We start from the raw sequence: 18,160 nt of genomic DNA, 5'->3' as shown, positions 1-18,160 counted from the left end.
TACATTAGGAGAAAGAAGAGAGAGAAATGAGCAAAGAATTAGTAAACAATGATTTTTCAAGTGTTGTATTTGGAAGAAAATCCGTTCGTGTATATGATGAAACGGTTAAGATTTCTCATGAAGAAATGTTAGAAATGATACAAGAAACAACAACAGCACCATCTTCAGTTAATATGCAACCATGGCGTTTTGTGGTGGCAGAAAGTGAAGAAGCAAAAGCAAAATTGAAACCATTGATCCGTTTTAATACGAGACAAAATGATACTTCATCTGCAATGGTTATGATCTTTGGGGACATGAACTGCTACGAATATGGGGAAGAAATCTATGATCAAGCAGTAGCAGAAGGTAAGATGCCGGCAGAAGTCCGAGACCAACAACTTGCTGCGATCCTTCCTTATTACCAAAACTTTACACGTGAACAAATGAATGACGTTGTGAAAATTGATGCTAGTTTAGCTGCAATGCAATTCATGCTAGTTGCTCGTAGTCACGGCTATGAAACAAATCCAATCGGGGGATTTGAAGCAGACCAATTGGCTGAAGCTTTTGATCTCGACAAAGAACGTTATGTTCCAGTGATGATCTTATCTGTTGGGAAAGCAGTAGAAGAAGGGTATGAATCTGTTCGATTGGCTCCAGAAAAAATTACAACTTTTAAATAAAGCGAGTGTGGAAAAATGATCGTTATCAATGCAAAATTTTCAATCAAACCAGAAAAAAGAAATGAATTTCTTGCGGAAGTCAATGAACTTGTTGCAAGTACAAGAAAAGAAGACGGGTGCTTAAGCTATCAATTGTACGAATCAATCGATATTGAAAATGAATTTGTCATGGTTGAAAATTGGCGTGATCAAGCAGCGATTGAAGGACACAATCAAAGTCCGTTACTTCAACAATTATTTAAAAATATGAGTCAGTATAGTAGTAAGAAGACAGAAATAAATGTTTCTCAAACAGTAAACTAATTTTTTGATTAAAGAAGTTATGTGTTAAATCTATTTTATAAAATGTAACTAAATAATTTCCAGTTCGTCATGGTAAAATGATTAATCATTTACCGTGACGGGCTTTTTTTGTTAATCAATCATTTTTACTAAATAAACAGAATAGGATTTTAAATAACGTTTGTGAATTTTTTTAAGAATGTAAAAATCATAATTTTAATTTCTTAACTAGATATTTTTTTATTTTAACACACAGAAAACCTTGTTTTAATAATAAAATAATCTTGCGAATCTTATATGTTACAGGTAACATTAATATGTAGGTTAAACTACTATTGTTTATTTTAAATAACGTTTTTTAAGGAGGAGGATAATCGGATTCAAGTACATAAATAAAAGTAACCAACCTTAGAATAAAGTAAGAAAAAGCTAGGTTAGCGAAATTTCAAATATAACTGGGGGAGCAGATAAATTAAATGACGAAAAGAAAGCAAAATAAAAAAATAAAAAAAATGAAAACAATTATGAACTCAGCATTGCTGATGACCACTGTAGTGGGGTTGCTAGCACCTAACGTATTGGCAGCATCCAACGCAGTAAGTGAAATCGAAATAATTGATGAGGTGCAACCACCACATGATTCAGGAACATTGGACCTATCCATGCCTGAACCGGAAATAGGACGGGTATCTGTCATTGGGGTAGATGTAGATACACAAAAAGCACTTTGGTTTTCAGAGGAATTCGGTTTTGTCGGAAACAATGTAACCTTATTCGCTGAAATTGTAGAAGGGTATGAATTGATCTCTCCAGATAGAGTGATTATTTATATGGAAACGCCAGAGATGTATCACAATTTTTATTATAAAAAAATTGAAGATAGTCCTGAAGAAAGCTTCTCATCAGTCACTGTGCAGTATTTACATAATGAAACTGGTCAACCGATTGCCGAACCTACGGTAATTAATGATTTAGAGATTGGAACAGAATACATAGGAAATGCACTGGTGATTGATGGCTACACGATCGTAGGGCCTGAAACTTATACAATCAATGTTTCCGAGGATCCAAATAGCAATATCATTACTTTCCGTTATGATGAAAATCCAGTGACTAAAGAAAAAGCAGCTGTAACTGTTAAGTATATTAATGAGAAGGGGGAATCGATTGCTGAAGATAAAATAATAAGTGACCTGGAAGTCGGCTCTACACATACAGAAGAAGCGTTACTTATCGAAGGATACGAATTGCTGAGTACCAAAGTCCAAACGATAGAAATACAAAGCGAAGGCAATATCATTACATTTATATATGAAACTAAGGAAACAACGCCGCCAGAAAATGAAAAAGCCGATTTGACTGTGAAATATATTGATGAGCATGGTCAATCGATTGCTAATGATAAAATAATCCAAGACTTAGAAGTCGGCTCTACATATACGGAAGAAGCGTTACTTATCGAAGGATACGAATTGCTGAGTGCCAAAGTCCAAACGATAGAAGTACAAAGTGATGGCAACACCATTACATTTATATATAAAGCCAAAGAAACATCACCGTCAGAAAATGAAAAAGCCGATCTGACTGTCCGATATATCGATGAGCAAGGTCAATCAATTGCGGAGAAAAAAGTAATAACTGATTTAGAGATTGGGAAGCTTCACAAAGAAGAAGCGTTGCTAATCAAAGGATATGAACTAGTTAATCCAAAGTTAGCGATACAAGAAATCATGATTGAAAAGGGAACAAACACGATCACGTTTATCTATAAGAAAATCAAAACAACAGTAGCGTTAGCAGAAAACGTTGCTTTCATTTATGGTACAGAAGGAAAACAAATGACGGCGGTTATTCCAGGAGGAACAACGATGTACGTTGTTTTGAACGGGGAAATCATCGGAAAAGCCAAACAAGAAAAGGTCAATTCTTCTCGTTTAGTAGATGTAAAAGTAGAAGAACCGACGACGATTTATTTATCTAAAGCTGTAGCAAATGGGGAAACAGTTCAATACTATACAGAAAATGAAGCCGGAGAAAAATCAGTCATCTCAGAAATTACACGCCAAGAAAAGACGGATCAAACAAATAAACCAAATAAACCAACTGAGAATGACGACAACAAACAAGATCAAAGTAAAGTGGATACCACAACTGAAACGAATAAAAATAAAGAAAGTACCGAAAAGAAAGAATCAAATCAAACGTCAACTTCAAAAAATGGTAGCACCACAAAAAATAATTCTACAGGTACGACCAAAACCACCGTATCTGGAAAAGCTACTTTACCAAAAACAGGAGAGCAACAAAATCGCTTATTGCGCAGTTTAGGAATGGCACTTTTAGTAACGGTAATGGGGATCAGTTACATATTAAAGAGAAAAAATAGAATAAAACAAGATTAAAAATCATTCAATGAAAAATAACTAAAAAAACACAGACCTCCAGAAGTATCTAGATACTTCCGGGGGCCTGTGTTTTTGTTCTCGCTTCCTATTTACTGGCAGTGATAGCCGACAGGATACTCATGTTTTCGGGATCGGATAAAACCGTCAATTATTTATTGATCTATGTGAGTAAACTTTGTCATAATGACTGAGAAATAACCAAAATCTAACTAATTCAAGGTTGCTTATTGTTCAAATTATGCGCTTTATATGTATCAGTCAGCAGGGAATGCTTAGATTCAATCGTTAGTATAGGAAAATGTTCAGAATCATTCAATTTTATAATGAGACTAGATAATAAAATTTTATCTTTCATTACTTGGTATTTTTTTGTAAGGGATAAGCACGAGATTTTTTGTCTCCGTAGTTTCTTCCTCGCTTAAAGGAGTGAGAATAATCGTTTCATTCTTCTTACTGACTTTGTAAGACATGATGTCACTTTTAGACCAAAGTTCCTTCCAAGTCATTATATCTCCTTTAATCGTATAACGAAACTCTTCTTTTATATGCTTACTGAATTGTTTGATAAATTTCTTCATATGTACACTATTGGATTCATCGTCTACAGAGTAATCGATACTTGAAAAATCTAAGTTAAAACTAGCTTTACGGTTAGAAAAGGTAAGGGTCATTTTGGGATCATCAGTAGAGTCCGTCCCTTCAATTACCCATGTATTTGCTTTTAGATCCTTAACTAAACGATTTGCTTGCTCGTCTTTTTTCCTTTGACATCCACATGCGCTAAGTAACAACAATGTGAATAAAACCAATAAACGAACGCTCTTTTTTTTCACTTGCTTTCCTCCTTTCTATTTTCTTTAGTGTTCAAGAGAAGAAGACTTGCCCTATAAGCAAATAAAGAGTTGCGAGTGCTTAAATTAGATAAATAATCTCCCGCTTTTTAGATAATTTATAAAGATTGAAAACGTGGGCTCCTTTCGTTCAGGATCAAATTATTCTTCTCTTATCAGAAATAACGCAACCATTCAAAGATGAAACATGTTTCTCGTTGTGAATATCTCTAAGTTAAGTTTAAAGCTTATCTGATTTCATGACAATCAGAAATTGAAGAGAGAGAATTGATCTTGCTCAGTGACCAATCCAAACCAAACTTGAGAAGATAATGTACAGCGTATTTCAATTTCTGAAAACAAAAAAATGATTCATTCAAAGAAATAATTATAAAAAAAGGAAAAAAATTTGTATATTTTTGGTTAAACTATTGGAAAATAAAAAGGTATTAAATGATGTAGTGAGCGCTGAAATGACGTAAACAAGTTTCAAAATATCTTTTAGTTAGAAAGTCGAGGTCTATCGTTGAGGAGTTGGTTTTACACATCGTTGATTTTCTTTGGTAGTAGGCCAGTTCCTATCTTTTATAATCAATTATTAAATGAGGAGGGGTATGTATGTTTCTAATATTTATGTTTATCTTTTTTATTTCCGCATTCTTACTCTTGATGTATGGCGTAATTAAAAGTCGCAAAGTCACTGTTCCATTTTTTCTGCTACTTTTTTTGGGAACTTATTGTTTCTTCAATGTGGCTAAAGATGTACTAGACGAACTGGATTTGGGAAGCAAAACGTCTTTCAATCAATTAGATGATGATATTTTTGAAATTGACGATTGATGAGATAATCATAAAATGCAGTGAAATTTTTAGCATTACCAACGATATACTATTAGTAGCTATTCCTCAAAAGTGTAGGTGAATCACCAGAGCAATCTTTATACGACTAGCAGTAACGTAATCTTTTTCTGTGCTATGGAAAAAATAGGACTAGATTTTCCAAGTAATTGAATAAAAAATTGTTGTGTATATGTTTTGATAGCGGTGAATCTTACTAACATCAAAAGTATAGAGTCAACTTTTATCAACAGTTCGAATTCTGGTCAACTTTCTAGAACAATAAAAAAACTTGCTAAATCATTAATCGATGAAGTAAGTTTTTTTATTGAGAGGGTACAAGAGATAGTGCATTGACATTCCCAGCATGTCGTTTATTACTTTATCAAACGACTAGTAAAATTTTTGTAGCAGATATAGTTTTTACTATATCCATTTAAGGAATTGTGTTATTTAAAACGATGAAGGATTGTATGCAATGAAAATATATTGGATGTTGTATTTTCAAATTCTAAACAAAGCATTTTGTAGTTCTGTTCATCGTACTGATGATTTGTAATGAGTCAGAATAATGTACAGGAGAAGCATCAAGGTATTATCGACAAATCAATAAATGTTATGAGCGACGTAGAGACAATCAAATGCACTGTAGTAAAAATGAGAAGAGAGTCGGGGAAACAGAACATTTAGCTGTTGAAAGTCATTTGAAGGATAGCGCTACTTGATTTGAGCAGTAGGATAAATGATTGGTTAGGATATTAATTCTGTATCTCTTAATTTGGCACAACCACTATTAAATCTGTGTTATACTAAGTTATATTTTGAGATAAAGAGGAGTTAATTGGGTGGTATGATTAAAAAAATTAAGAGCAACAGACATTTATTTATTGTTTTATTTTGTATTTTTGGTTTTATGCTTCTTTTAAATAGTATGTCTCCTTTGGTACACGACGATTATTACTATTTTGTAAAGACCTCAAGCATAAAAACAATTTTGTTTGATGAGTATCAACAATATATGACTTGGACTGGGAGATCGGTAGTCCATATTATTTTTCGTTTTTTTACTAAACTTCCAAAAATATATTTTAATGTGTATAATTCTTGCATATTTTCCCTATTGGTTTATCAAATTATTATGTTTTCTTCCATAGTAAAAGAGCGAACTACTAAGAATGTTTATCTAAAAGCGTTTATCATCTTTGCATTAATGTGGACATTTACCCCAGCTTTCAATAATGTTTACTTATGGTTGGCTGGTTCTGTAAATTATCTCACTGCAATGGTGATTATGTTATCTTTTATTCTGGTTTATCATCGATATATAGCAGAATCTGAAGAACAAAATAATAGTCTTTTTAAAACAATAGGCATGCTTCTTTTAGGTATAGTAGCTGGTTGGTGTAACGAAAATACCTCCGGAGGAACGTTGTTCATTGTTATAGCATATACTGTTCTTTCCTATTTTTATAAGAAGAAAAAAATTGAAAAATGGATGATCGCAGGTATTGTTGGAAATATTATAGGTTTTCTTTTTATGGTTATGGCACCTGGGAACGATATCAGAGCGACTTATTTTCATAGAAGTACGCTTTCAACTGTTTGGAAAATTCTTGATGCAATCCCTGCAATCAGTCATGCGTTACAGGATAATGCCATGTTCCCTCTAACGATAGGATTAGCTTTGCTTGTTTTATCATACTTAAATAGTAGTTTTACACTTAGTAATATTCTAAGTTCGTTATTTTTCGTGGGAGGTATATTGACAATAGGAGTGCTTGCAATTTCTCCAACTGCATTATCTTGGTCTAGATCTTATTTTGGAGGAGTTATTTTTCTTTTCATATCTATAGTAATTAGTCTTTTTGAATTATTAACAAATTTTGATAGAAGCAATAAAGTTGTTTTTTCTATGATTTTCAGTTATTTACTAGTTAGTTTTTTATTATTGTTTTTCAATGGAACTGCAGACATCTATAAAAATTATGTAAGTTATAGTCGCCAAACTGAATCCATTAAAAAGCAAATGAAGAGTGGTGAAATGGATATAGTTGTTCCACCATTAAATTATAAGACACAAACAATTTATCCAGTTCACAATGATGGTGATATTACTATGGATAAGAATAACGAGAGAAATAGAAGCGTTGCTGCATATTGGGGAGTAAACAGTATTCGACTAGAAGAAAAAACAGAATAGTAGATTTAAGTATTTTTCTTTTCATATATGAATGTTCGGACACGATTTAGGTCGTGTCTTTTTGTTTCCATATAATTTAGTATGAATCAAAAAATAGTTGAGTGGGGTCCAATGAAAAGTCAGCGTGAGAGATGAATCTTTCGGACTTGAAAATAAGCTTGAATAAATTTCATTTAACGAAAACTACCGAAAATAAAAAATGCCTAAATCCTTTTAAAATAAGGATTTAGGCATTTAGTGAAATCTACCGAAATCTCACAATGGAGACGGCGGGAGTCGAACCCGCGTCCAAACACATCGCCACTTAAAAATCTACGTTCATAGTCAACTCATTTGTGGTTTCGCTTTACAGCTTGCCGAGTGACAGGCATTCTGTATTGCTAGTCTGATGATCTCTTTAACAACTTACAGACGGAAAGTTGTCACGTATCCCACTAAATTTGAGACCCTTACTCGAGCACATGGGCGATGCCGAGAGGATCTACGCTAACTGTTTTTAGGCAGCTAAAGCGTAAGAGTTGTTTTCGTTTTTAGCAGTTATATTTAACTGTAACGTTTTAACGTAGACGTAACCTACGAAACGCAATTCAAGCTCAAACTGTGCCTGTCGAATCCGTAACGTCCCCGTTATAAACAAGGGTTACGTGTATTTTTCATACAATTTATATTATAGCACAAAATTGAATTTTTTCAATGAGGAACGATCACGGAAAAAGCAAATCGTCCGAAGTATCAAGAGATGATTCTCAATAGCTAATACTGTAAAAAATCATCTCTCAGTTACTCGGAAATATACATCGTATCTAGTTAAAAAGCTTTCAACATTCACCTGATATTGGCTAGATGAATCACCTTTCTACTAGCTAGCATCCTTATCAGCAGAATTTCATCGTTTTTCGATTAAAAATCAAATCAAGTCAAAATGTTTGAGCGCATGAACGATTCCGCCCTCAGTGTTTTTCTTTGTAATAAAAGTGGATAGTTCTTTGAGATCATTATAAGCATTGCCCATCGCGATCTTGTTGTCGCATGCCTCTAACAGTGCAAAGTCATTTGGTCCATCACCAAATCCAAATGTAGGCACATCAACAAGGTTTAATTCTTGTTTTAAACGTTTCACTCCTGCACCTTTCGAGATTCCTTTTTTGACCGTGTCAATCGAGTAAGGACCATTTCGATAAAAAGTCAGATCAGGAAATTGTTCATGATAATATTCATCCCCAGATTGAGAGAGGATAAGTAACATATTGATTGGATGATCCAAATAAGCTTGCGGATTGATTTCTGGTACATTTGAATGGATAAAGTTATAGGCATCAATCATCGTTTGTGTGTGTGCGGTACACCAAATATGTTGATGGTTATAAAATGAGAGCTGGTGCCCTTGTATTTGGACATGTTCGAGCATCTTTTGACAGTCTTCGGTTGCGATTATTTCAGAATGAACTTCTTGACCATCCACGCTGATGTAAGAACCATTCATCGTAACTGCAGAGGAAATACCAGCATCTGACATGATATGTTTGATTTCAGCTTCAGTTCGTCCAGTTGCTATGACTGGCAGGACGTTATTTGCCTGTAGTGCTTGCATTGCTTCGGCCACTTCTGGTGTGATTTTTGATTGAGCATCTAACAGTGTTCCATCAAGATCAAAAAAAGTAATTGCACGATAATTTGACACAAAAAAAACCCCTTTTTTATTCGATTACCCCTATCTTAACAAAGAATGAACAAAAGACAAACCTTTCGTGAAGAATTACCGAATATATTGGTTCAAGTTAATTTTTAGAGTATACTAGAAAGAGAGATTTAGGAGGGATCATATGATTTTTTTAGTTGTCGGAGTATTTTTGACTATCCTAGGTTGCTTGTTTCTTTTTATCCCTTCTAAAGGGAATCTGCCTTTTTATGGTTACCACTCACCGCGAGCCACAAAATCCGATGTTCACTGGCGGTTAGCACAAAAAACAAGTGGAAAATATTTTTTTATTTTCGGTTTATTGATGGCCTTGATCGGCTATTTACTAAAATTAACTGGACAGACAAACTATTTTATAATCGAGATGTTGGTTTTAGTTTTTCCAATTATGCCGATTTTTATCTTAACTGAAAAAAAATTACAAGAACTCGATGATAGTATTGGAGGAAATAAAAAATGAATATTTTAATGATAGAAGATAATCAATCCGTATCTGAAATGATGCAGATGTTTTTTTTGAATGAAGGATGGGAAGCAACTTTTAAATATGACGGAAAAGAAGGTCTAGATGCTTTTTTAGAAAGACCGAATTACTGGGACATGATCACTTTAGACCTGAACTTGCCAACGATGGATGGTATGCTTGTTGGTAGAGAAATTCGGAAAGTCTCTAGTACAGTTCCGATCATTATGTTAACAGCTCGTGATTCTGAAAGTGACCAGGTTATTGGATTAGAGATGGGCGCAGATGACTATGTGACCAAACCTTTTAGCCCACTAACTTTGATTGCCCGAATGAAAGCTTTACACCGTCGTAGTGAATTGGTAGAGGTAAAAGAAGAAACAAACAACTCGGACGATCACTTCGATATCGAAACAGATCACTTTAAGATGAATACAAAAACACGTGAAGCTTATTTAAATAAAGCACCAATCGAAGGTTTGACACCGAAAGAGTTTGATCTATTATTTACACTAGCTAAAAAACCACGTCAAGTATTTTCTCGGGAACAATTACTGGAATTAGTGTGGGATTATCAATACTTTGGTGATGAACGAACGGTTGATGCGCATATCAAAAAGCTTCGACAAAAAATCGAAAAGGTTGGACCACAAGTCATTCAAACGGTTTGGGGCGTAGGTTATAAATTTGATGATTCTGGTGTGGCCTAATGCGCTATCTTTACCAGCAGTTATTAGCCTTTTGCGGTATGATCGCGATGATCATTTTGATCGTAGGTGTTTCTTTTACGCAACTGACTAAGCAAACCATTGAAGAAAATAATTACCAACAACTTTTTGGCTATGCAGAATCTGTCGAGAAGACAACACAGACATACACAGACACGTTTCCTCAATTAAGCCAAGATCAAGCGTTTCAAAATGCATTATTATTAACGGAACAAGTCTTATCAGAACAAAATGTCAATTTTATTTTTATCGATAAGAACGAACGGGTCATTTATCCTACTGATAATGTGGTATTGAACTTTACGATTAAAGCGGAACAATGGGATAATCTGCGTCATGGAAGACAAGTAAAATTTACCTCCAACAAAAATATACTAGGACAAAATCAAGCGACGTCTTATGCCTTAGTACCTTTTAATTTAAATCATGAATTTTATGGTGGCTTGGTTGTTAGTCAACCGGCTAAAAATATCGATAATAGTGTTCGATCGGTCACATTGAATCTGTTTAAAGGTTTTATTTTTTCAAGTATTGTTGCTATATTAGCGAGTTATGCGTTTGCTGCTTTTCAGGTTAAAAGGATCAATCGTTTACGTAATGCAACGAAAGAAGTCACGAATGGAAATTTTGATGTCCAATTGCCAGTTCATGATAAAGATGAATTTGATGAATTAGCGGATGACTTCAACAAAATGACGAATTCTTTAAAAGAATCTCAGGCTGAAATCGAAGAGCAAGAAAATCGCCGAAGACAATTTATGGCAGATGCTTCTCACGAAATGCGTACGCCGCTAACCACAATCAACGGATTACTTGAAGGTCTAAAATATAATGCAATTCCTGAAGACCAAAGAGAAAATGCGATCAACTTGATGAAAAATGAAACAGAACGACTGATACGCTTAGTTAACGAAAATCTAGACTATGAAAAAATCAGAACCAATCAAATCAGTATGGTTATTAAAAGATTCAATGGTACAGAAACATTGAAAAATATTGTGGCACAGCTTGAAACAAAAGCAGAAGCTGCAGGGAATGTTTTAGTTTTACAAGCAGAAGACGATGTGGAAGTGTATGCAGACTATGACCGATTTGTGCAAATCATGGTGAATATCATCCAAAATGCGATTCAATTTACAGAAAATGGAACGATCACGATCTCTTTAGAAAAAGGTTATCTAGAAACGATTATCCGAATTAAGGATACAGGTATCGGAATGACTGAACAACAAATGAAGAGTATTTGGGACCGTTATTATAAAGTTGATCCCTCAAGAAAAAATACAAAATACGGGGAATCAGGTCTAGGACTTCCAATCGTTCAACAGTTAGTTCGGCTTCATAAAGGAAAGCTGGAAGTAGAAAGCGAATTGGGGACAGGAACAACATTTACAGTTAAATTACCAGATGTAGAAATAAAATAAACAAAGAGACTGATCCAAAACTTGGTTCAGTCTCTTTTAGTATCTCTAAAAACGAATAAACGGCGTTCAAGAAACAACTCCTCAACAATTAAGAGAGGAGCTAAATAGTGTTCAAAGAGCTGATCTTCGGCAATAAGGATGAAACTCTCAAAACATAGGAAGCTGTGAGTTTCATCCTTATTACATAGGTCGAGTTGCTCTTTCCACGACCTCTTTTTATCGTTCATCATAGATTTGGTCGACATACTGACTATGAGCAATGGTTTCATCATGAGTCAGTAATAGAATGGCGATTTTTTTGTTTTTGACTAGATAATCAAATAGATCAAGAATTTCTTGTGCTTCAATTACTTTAAGTTCGTCCAGCACTTCTTCAATGATGAGTTTGTCTTTTTTAGCAAGTAACGCATGCAACAATTGAAGTTTGATTTTATCAAAAAGAGAAAGTTGATCAGGTTCTCTGTTAAGAAGTGCTGGATCAATCTTGAGCATTTCTTGAAAAGATAAACGTTCTTTTTTATTTTCAGATAAATTCAGTAGTACTTGATCTTTGGTTTTTAAATAAGGGAAGAGAGGCCAATCTTTTTGGACGATAAGTAATTGTTTGGGACTCGATACAATCGCTTGCTCTTTTAGCGCTGTTAATAGTTCTTCTTGTTTTGCTTTTGGGCAAAGAATAACAGCTAATTCTCCTAAAGACATTATTGGCTTACATGTATTCATGAAAGATCACCTTACCTTTTTTTAAACGTTGATAGAAAATCGTAAATTGTAAGAGACTAATGCATAGACTGATGGAGATAAGAAGGCCAACCGTTTGTAGGAAACTCTTAAACGTATCGAAGAAAAAAGCATCGTTTACAAAATCAATTTTAAAAAAAGTTTGTTGATCCATCGGTATGGCTAATGGTCGAGTAGTCGATATAAGTGAATGGGTGTCAGGTAATTCAAATAATCTTAGACTCCAAAAATTAAGATGTTGTAACAGTGCTTGATAAATGTTTTGAAAAAGCACAATTCCAATAAATAAGAGTGTGCAACAGATCAGTAATGGTAAGAGCATTTGCCAGATGATCAAAAGAAAAATTCTAGTTTTCGATAAACCAGCTAAACGCCAGTTGATCAATTCACGTTGGTCTTGTTTTAATGTTCGCTGAAAGAAAAAGATAAATGCGCCAACAAACAAGAACAGTAACAACAAGATCAGCTCGACATAAAATTGTTTCACTGATAGAAAAGACGGAAAGTGTACTTTTAAGGACGTCGTGTCCAAGAAACTAAGACGATCTTCAATTTGTGCATAAAGTGTTGATTGTAAATGATATAAGTTACACACAAGCATCAATAAAAAAGCAGTGACACTTGTAAATAAGCAACTAAAAAGTGTCTGTTTTTTATAATAACGCATTCTTGCAACTGAATAGCGGAGTATTCTCATCACTTTCACCTCATTTTAAATTATAGAAAATGAATATGAATAAAGTATGAAATTCATATAGTAAAATCAGGAAATCCCTATTTTTTAATAAACGAAAATGACGATAAATCAACTGTTCCGCTATATTTTGTGAATAAAATCCAATGTTCATGGATGGTTCTAATACGTGAATTTAAGCTCTATTTTCTAGAAAAACGCCAGAGTAACTCAAATTAAAGTGCATGAAAAAAGCTAAGAATTAACGAAAAACAAGAATTGGTTTTCGTCATTCTTAGCTTTTATAATCATTACTTCTATGGGCACGTAATCCTTTTGAAAGAAAGGCTAGCTATTTATCAGATTCAGAAGAAGGAACTGAATCACTCGTCTGTGTTCCATTTATTTGTTGGTAAGTTTTGGTTTCATATAGATCTTTTGTTGATTGGTTATTGTTTTGACTAAAGACACTTGTTGATTTGTCACCTAGTTCTTTTTCTTTTTCAAGCAACTGTTTCATGCCGTTTTTGTAATCAAATTGACTTGCTTCAATTGGGTCTAACCCAGTATCTGTAGAAAAGCGGAGTAAGTCACCATTGTTGATTTGATCAGAAACAGCTAGCTGTTTATTCGCTTTTTCTTTCAATGCATCAATCTCATTTTGAACTTCTTGAGTCGGTTCTGTAATGGCTTGTCCAGTTTTGTTATCGTAAATCGTTCCACCATAATAAGTGTATTTAGGAGTAATAAAATCACCATCACGGAAAGTAACAAGTTGATCATGTTGCTTAGAAAAGAGATCTTGTCCTAGCTGATTGTAATTTTTGGTATCTACTCCTAACAGATGGAGTAGAGTAGGTAATGCATCCACTTGTCCGCCATAGGTATGATTGATTCCACCGTTTGTTTGTCCAGGTAGATGGATCATGTAGGGAACTCGTTGCATTTGTGCATTGTCAAAGTTGGTCCATGTATCACTTGTTTTACCCACTAGTTCCGCTAACGATTTATTTCTAGAGTTAGAAATTCCGTAGTGATCACCATAAAGGACGATGACAGAATTATCATAAAGACCACTAGCTTTCAAATAGTTGAAAAATTCTTCAACTGCTGTATCGAGATAATTCGCTGTTGCAAAGTATCCGTTGATCGTTTCATCATTTGTCGTAGCTAGCGGGAAGCCTGCTTCTTCGTTTGTAAACTTAGAATAAGGATAATGATTAGATACCGCAATAAATTTAGAATAAAAAGGTTGTTGTAAATGTTCTAAATATTGTACTGATTGTTGGAAGAACGGCTTATCATGCAATCCATATTGGAATGAATTGTCGTCATTGACATCATAATAAGAAGCATCAAAGAAATAGTTGTAACCTAATTTTTTATAGGTCTCATTACGATTCCAGAATGTACCAGCGTTACCATGGAAGGCGGCACTCGTATAACCTTGTGTCTGACTCAAAATATCAGGAGCAGCTTGGAAGGTATTCTTTCCACCTAATTGAGTGAATAACGATCCTTGATTTAAACCAAATAGTGAATTTTCAAATAAGGTTTCAGCATCACTGGTTTTACCTGCTTTAACTTGATGGAAGAAATTGTCAAAGCTAAATGTACTGTTACTATGATATAAACTATTCAGAAATGGCGTTACTTCATGTTCTACACCATTGGCATCTTTTAGTTTATAGTCGATCAAGAATTGTTGGAAACTTTCTAAATGGATATAAATCACATTTTTTCCTTTAGCAATACCAAATGTTTCATCATTTGGTTCAGCATAGTGATCTTTGATATAACTTTCTACTTCTTTCAGATCATTAGGACTTGCTTCTGCTCGTACTTGGTTCGTTTGGTAAGTCTGGATACCATCATAGACGGTAAACGCATTGATACCTAAATATTTGACTAAATAATCTCTAGAAAAAGTACGAGTCAATAACTCTGGGCGATCGGCTTCTGCTAAAAATAAATTTCCAGAAAAAATCATGACTGACAAAGTCGAGATCGCAAAAGCCATTCGTGCACGAATCGGTTGTGGATCCATTTTGATTTTTTTGGTTATCAATAATGCAGCGACAATGATAAAGTCGATCCAATAAAGGACGTCATATGGTCTAAATAAGCGAATAGCACTTTCTCCAAGTCCGCTAGCTACTTTTCCTGCTCCCAAGATGGTATTGATCGTAATAAAATCCGTAAACTCACGATAATAAGTTACGTTAGAGAACACTAGTAAAGTCAATAGGAAATAAATGACCATCATTGTAATATAAGACGCCTTCGTCCGTCTCACATATAACGCAATCCCCATTAACAACAACGTGGTAGCGATCGGATTGATAAACAGTATAAAGTATTGTATGCCACTTTCGATGCCTAAATTGAAATCAAACAAATAGGCAAAAATTGTTTTTAGCCAAAGTAAAACAGCTAATAAAGAAAAAAATCCGAGCCTTTTATTCAAAAAGGCGGGTGTTTTTATTCGTCTCAATGTAATCTCCCTTTCCCCACTCTTCTCATTTACAGAGTGTTATGAAGTTATGATTGCTCAAACTACATATTCCATCCTATTTTACTAGTACGCAAATCCAGTGTCAATCGAAACCAAACGCTTACACCGGTGATTAAGGATTTCTTATTCTTTTGTGAACGCTAGCACTAAGACAGCCTGCGTAATATTTGGTATACTGATTAATGATAAAGGTAAAGTAGGTGAGTCAATGAAAGTACAAATTAAGAAAAAAGCAGGAAATCGTATCAAGAACGGTTATCCATTGATTCAAAAGGAAGATTTGGTCCAGTCGTACAATGAAACCACGCAGTGGATCGAATTGGTTGATCAACAAGATAATTTCTTAGCTAAGGGCTATTTAGGTAAACAAAACAAAGGAATCGGTTGGGTTTTAAGTCAACAAAATGAAACGTTTGACCAGGCATTTTTTGAGAAAAAGTTTTCTGAAGCTAAAGCAAAAAGACAAGCTTTTTTCATAGATGAACAAACAACAGCATTTCGTTTATTTAACGGAGAAGGGGATGGCATCGGTGGTCTGATCATTGATTATTATGAACACTATGCAGTATTTTCTTGGTATAATGAAACTCTTTATACTTACCGCCATTTGCTCTTCTCAGCGTTTCAACAAGTTTATCCTGAGATAAAGGGTGCTTACGAAAAAATCCGTTTTGAAACAAATGAATTTCCTGAAAGTCAGTATGTTTATGGAGAAACAGCTCCTGAACCTTTAATCATCAAAGAAAATGGCGTCTCTTACGCCACTTATTTGAATGAAGGGCTGATGACAGGCATCTTTTTAGATCAAAAAGAAGTCCGAGGAGCTTTGATCGATGGACTTGGTCTAGGAAAGTCTGTTTTGAATATGTTTAGCTATACTGGGGCTTTTTCAGTTGCGGCAGCAATGGGTGGTGCTTTGGAGACCACGAGTGTTGACTTAGCAAAGCGAAGTTTGAAAAAAACACAGGAACAATTTGAAATCAACGGTTTGGATCTTCAGACACAAAAAATCATTGTGATGGATGTTTTTGCCTATTTTAAATATGCTAAAAGAAAGCAGCTGACTTATGATCTCATTGTGCTTGACCCTCCAAGTTTTGCGAGAAACAAAAAGAAAGTGTTCCGAGTAGCCAAAGATTATGGCGAATTGGTTAAAGATAGCTTGGCTATTTTATCGGACGAGGGAACGCTTATCGCTTCAACGAACGCAGCTAACGTGAGTACCGATCAGTTCAAAAAAATGATCGAAAATGAACTAATGCTAGCCAATGTTGAATATGAAGAAACCACTCGTTTTCGATTACCACAAGATTTCCAAACCATTGAAGCCTTTCCAGAAGGGGATTATTTAAAAGTATTTATCTATCAAATTAGGAAATAAGGGGGGAGGACAGATGGTGCAAGTGAAAGGACTAAACTTAGGAAAAGGACATCCTAAAATTTGTGCGCCAATGATCGGAGACACTCGTGAAGAACTTTTGCGAGAAGCGATTTTAGCCAAAGAAGCTGGTGCTGATTTAGTGGAGTGGCGAATTGATTATTATGAAGATGTCTTTCAATATGAAAAAGTCACAGAAACGTTGGTACTGATCCATGAGATGCTCGACGGGTTACCGGTGCTTTTCACTTTTAGAACAATAGCAGAAGGTGGCAAACGAGATATAACGATCCGAGCATATCACGAGTTGTACCTACAGATGATCCGCTCTGGTTTAGTCGATATGGTTGATTTAGAATTAGACAAAATTGAAAGCCTTGAAAAAGAGTTGTTAGCAGAAATCAAACAGCGCAACATCCCGATGATTATCAGCAGTCATAATTTTAAAGAGACCCCAGCTGATCCAGTCTTATTGTATCAATTGAATATGATGGAACATCTTGGTGCAGATATCGGTAAAATAGCGGTAATGCCCCATAACGAACGAGATGTGTTACGTTTGATGGAGCTAACGAGACGGGCAGGAGCGTTTGTGTCCATGCCTCTGATTACAATGTCAATGGGACAGCTCGGAATGATTTCGCGCTTATCGGGAAATTTGACTGGTTCGGTCATGACCTTTGGTGCGTTAACCTCTGAAAAAGCATCAGCACCTGGACAAATCACTGTAAAGGAACTAAAATCAATAATCAAATTATTAAATTGAAACAATCTAATTTGAAGGTGAAAATGTTGGCAAAGAAAAAACAAGTGAAAACAAATGCGATCCGCTTAGTAGAACAAAAGAAAATCAAGTATACTGAACATGAGTATGCTTGGGATGAAGCACATTTAAGTGCATCTTCTGTCGCTGAGCAACTTTCTGAAAGTGAACACCGCATTTATAAAACACTCGTAGCGGTTGGAAACAAAACAGGAACGATCGTAGCGGTCATTCCTGGTAATCGAGAGTTAGATCTAAAAAAATTAGCAAGAGTATCTGGAAACAAAAAAGTAGAAATGTTACATCTGAAAGACTTAGAAGCTACCACTGGTTATATTCGTGGCGGCTGCTCGCCAATTGGGATGAAGAAATTATTTCCTACTTATTTAGAACAAACAGCACAATCACAAGAAACGATCATTGTATCAGCAGGAAAAAGAGGACACCAAATGGAGCTAGCACCTCAAGCCATTTGTGATTTAACTAAAGGGACTTTTGCTGATCTTGTACTGTGATGCAGCCGGAAATTCATCAGTTTATCAACAAAAAAAGAAAAA

The 18,160-nt window shown here is 34.8% G+C and carries 15 protein-coding genes, 1 other RNA gene and 1 pseudogene; 11 read left to right on the top strand and 6 right to left on the bottom strand.

Features of this window, described 5'->3' with window-relative positions:
* The first annotated feature begins 26 nt into the window (after positions 1 to 26).
* The 3 genes from IGJ32_RS08505 (at position 27) to IGJ32_RS08495 (ending at position 3,349) form a co-directional block, all read left to right on the top strand.
* Positions 27 to 665: a nitroreductase family protein gene (locus IGJ32_RS08505; protein WP_010718426.1), complete on the top strand. Its 639-nt coding sequence runs from the start codon at positions 27 to 29 to the stop codon at positions 663 to 665.
* 15 nt (positions 666 to 680) lie between these two features.
* Positions 681 to 968 carry a putative quinol monooxygenase gene (locus IGJ32_RS08500; RefSeq protein ID WP_010718425.1) on the top strand — a complete coding sequence of 96 codons (288 nt, stop codon included), beginning with the start codon at positions 681 to 683 and terminating at the stop codon, positions 966 to 968.
* Positions 969 to 1,423: 455 nt separating this feature from the next.
* Positions 1,424 to 3,349, top strand: coding sequence for a MucBP domain-containing protein (locus IGJ32_RS08495; protein WP_342081808.1), 1,926 nt, complete (start codon positions 1,424 to 1,426; stop codon positions 3,347 to 3,349).
* A gap of 347 nt (positions 3,350 to 3,696) precedes the next feature.
* On the opposite strand, the gene IGJ32_RS08490 is transcribed toward IGJ32_RS08495, so the two are convergent.
* Complete coding sequence (locus IGJ32_RS08490; RefSeq protein WP_342081807.1) at positions 3,697 to 4,185, bottom strand: hypothetical protein; 489 nt, start codon at positions 4,183 to 4,185, stop codon at positions 3,697 to 3,699.
* Between the two features lie 615 nt (positions 4,186 to 4,800).
* On the opposite strand from IGJ32_RS08490, the gene IGJ32_RS08485 reads away from it, so the two are divergent.
* Positions 4,801 to 5,022 (top strand): hypothetical protein, encoded by a 222-nt coding sequence (locus IGJ32_RS08485; RefSeq protein WP_053766632.1) that lies wholly within the window; start codon positions 4,801 to 4,803, stop codon positions 5,020 to 5,022.
* A gap of 847 nt (positions 5,023 to 5,869) precedes the next feature.
* Positions 5,870 to 7,219, top strand: coding sequence for a DUF3329 domain-containing protein (locus IGJ32_RS08480; RefSeq protein WP_342081847.1), 1,350 nt, complete (start codon positions 5,870 to 5,872; stop codon positions 7,217 to 7,219).
* A 258-nt stretch (positions 7,220 to 7,477) separates the two neighbouring features.
* On the opposite strand, the gene ssrA is transcribed toward IGJ32_RS08480, so the two are convergent.
* Positions 7,478 to 7,845, bottom strand: a transfer-messenger RNA (tmRNA) gene (ssrA, locus tag IGJ32_RS08475).
* A gap of 281 nt (positions 7,846 to 8,126) precedes the next feature.
* Positions 8,127 to 8,900: a Cof-type HAD-IIB family hydrolase gene (locus IGJ32_RS08470; protein ID WP_010737850.1), complete on the bottom strand. Its 774-nt coding sequence runs from the start codon at positions 8,898 to 8,900 to the stop codon at positions 8,127 to 8,129.
* A gap of 142 nt (positions 8,901 to 9,042) precedes the next feature.
* Between IGJ32_RS08470 and IGJ32_RS08465 the strand changes: the two are divergent.
* From IGJ32_RS08465 to IGJ32_RS08455, 3 genes and pseudogenes are all read left to right on the top strand, one after another.
* Positions 9,043 to 9,400 (top strand): annotated as a pseudogene (locus tag IGJ32_RS08465) (SdpI family protein).
* Positions 9,375 to 10,091 (top strand): response regulator transcription factor, encoded by a 717-nt coding sequence (locus IGJ32_RS08460; protein ID WP_010718417.1) that lies wholly within the window; start codon positions 9,375 to 9,377, stop codon positions 10,089 to 10,091. The pseudogene IGJ32_RS08465 and the gene IGJ32_RS08460 overlap by 26 nt, the downstream one beginning before the upstream one ends.
* Complete coding sequence (locus tag IGJ32_RS08455; RefSeq protein WP_010718416.1) at positions 10,091 to 11,533, top strand: sensor histidine kinase; 1,443 nt, start codon at positions 10,091 to 10,093, stop codon at positions 11,531 to 11,533. The genes IGJ32_RS08460 and IGJ32_RS08455 overlap by 1 nt, the downstream gene beginning before the upstream one ends.
* A 216-nt stretch (positions 11,534 to 11,749) precedes the next feature.
* Here the strand turns inward: IGJ32_RS08455 and IGJ32_RS08450 are convergent, their stop codons facing one another.
* The 3 genes from IGJ32_RS08450 to IGJ32_RS08440 form a co-directional block, all read right to left on the bottom strand.
* Positions 11,750 to 12,256 carry a hypothetical protein gene (locus IGJ32_RS08450; protein ID WP_010718415.1) on the bottom strand — a complete coding sequence of 169 codons (507 nt, stop codon included), beginning with the start codon at positions 12,254 to 12,256 and terminating at the stop codon, positions 11,750 to 11,752.
* Positions 12,243 to 12,971 (bottom strand): hypothetical protein, encoded by a 729-nt coding sequence (locus tag IGJ32_RS08445; protein WP_342081794.1) that lies wholly within the window; start codon positions 12,969 to 12,971, stop codon positions 12,243 to 12,245. Before IGJ32_RS08445 ends, IGJ32_RS08450 begins: the two co-directional genes overlap by 14 nt.
* 328 nt (positions 12,972 to 13,299) lie before the next feature.
* Positions 13,300 to 15,441 (bottom strand): LTA synthase family protein, encoded by a 2,142-nt coding sequence (locus IGJ32_RS08440; RefSeq protein ID WP_010718413.1) that lies wholly within the window; start codon positions 15,439 to 15,441, stop codon positions 13,300 to 13,302.
* A gap of 229 nt (positions 15,442 to 15,670) precedes the next feature.
* Here IGJ32_RS08440 and IGJ32_RS08435 point away from each other — a divergent pair, with 229 nt between their 5' ends.
* Genes IGJ32_RS08435 through ybaK form a run of 3 tightly spaced genes read left to right on the top strand, consistent with a single transcriptional unit; the run spans position 15,671 to position 18,118 of the window.
* Positions 15,671 to 16,843, top strand: a complete 1,173-nt coding sequence (locus tag IGJ32_RS08435) for a class I SAM-dependent rRNA methyltransferase (RefSeq protein WP_342081793.1) — start codon at positions 15,671 to 15,673, stop codon at positions 16,841 to 16,843.
* Positions 16,844 to 16,856: 13 nt separating this feature from the next.
* Positions 16,857 to 17,606, top strand: coding sequence for a type I 3-dehydroquinate dehydratase (aroD, locus tag IGJ32_RS08430; protein ID WP_010737845.1), 750 nt, complete (start codon positions 16,857 to 16,859; stop codon positions 17,604 to 17,606).
* A gap of 26 nt (positions 17,607 to 17,632) precedes the next feature.
* Positions 17,633 to 18,118 carry a Cys-tRNA(Pro) deacylase gene (gene ybaK / locus IGJ32_RS08425; RefSeq protein WP_025480513.1) on the top strand — a complete coding sequence of 162 codons (486 nt, stop codon included), beginning with the start codon at positions 17,633 to 17,635 and terminating at the stop codon, positions 18,116 to 18,118.
* Positions 18,119 to 18,160: the final 42 nt, after the last annotated feature.

This window comes from Enterococcus sp. DIV1639a, from assembly GCF_050530445.1.
In the GTDB taxonomy this organism is placed as follows: Bacteria; Bacillota; Bacilli; order Lactobacillales; family Enterococcaceae; genus Enterococcus_B; species Enterococcus_B hirae.
This window is presented reverse-complemented; position numbering and strand designations above follow the sequence as displayed.

Excerpts from the sequence above, each read along its gene's own strand:
- IGJ32_RS08505 (WP_010718426.1), top strand. The coding sequence starts at position 27 with ATGAGCAAAGAATTAGTAAACAATGATTTTTCAAGTGTTGTATTTGGA.
- IGJ32_RS08500 (WP_010718425.1), top strand. The coding sequence starts at position 681 with ATGATCGTTATCAATGCAAAATTTTCAATCAAACCAGAAAAAAGAAAT.
- IGJ32_RS08495 (WP_342081808.1), top strand. The coding sequence starts at position 1,424 with ATGACGAAAAGAAAGCAAAATAAAAAAATAAAAAAAATGAAAACAATT.
- IGJ32_RS08485 (WP_053766632.1), top strand. The coding sequence starts at position 4,801 with ATGTTTCTAATATTTATGTTTATCTTTTTTATTTCCGCATTCTTACTC.
- IGJ32_RS08480 (WP_342081847.1), top strand. The coding sequence starts at position 5,870 with ATGATTAAAAAAATTAAGAGCAACAGACATTTATTTATTGTTTTATTT.
- IGJ32_RS08460 (WP_010718417.1), top strand. The coding sequence starts at position 9,375 with ATGAATATTTTAATGATAGAAGATAATCAATCCGTATCTGAAATGATG.
- IGJ32_RS08455 (WP_010718416.1), top strand. The coding sequence starts at position 10,091 with ATGCGCTATCTTTACCAGCAGTTATTAGCCTTTTGCGGTATGATCGCG.
- IGJ32_RS08450 (WP_010718415.1), bottom strand. The coding sequence starts at position 12,256 with ATGAATACATGTAAGCCAATAATGTCTTTAGGAGAATTAGCTGTTATT.
- IGJ32_RS08445 (WP_342081794.1), bottom strand. The coding sequence starts at position 12,971 with ATGAGAATACTCCGCTATTCAGTTGCAAGAATGCGTTATTATAAAAAA.
- IGJ32_RS08435 (WP_342081793.1), top strand. The coding sequence starts at position 15,671 with ATGAAAGTACAAATTAAGAAAAAAGCAGGAAATCGTATCAAGAACGGT.
- aroD (WP_010737845.1), top strand. The coding sequence starts at position 16,857 with ATGGTGCAAGTGAAAGGACTAAACTTAGGAAAAGGACATCCTAAAATT.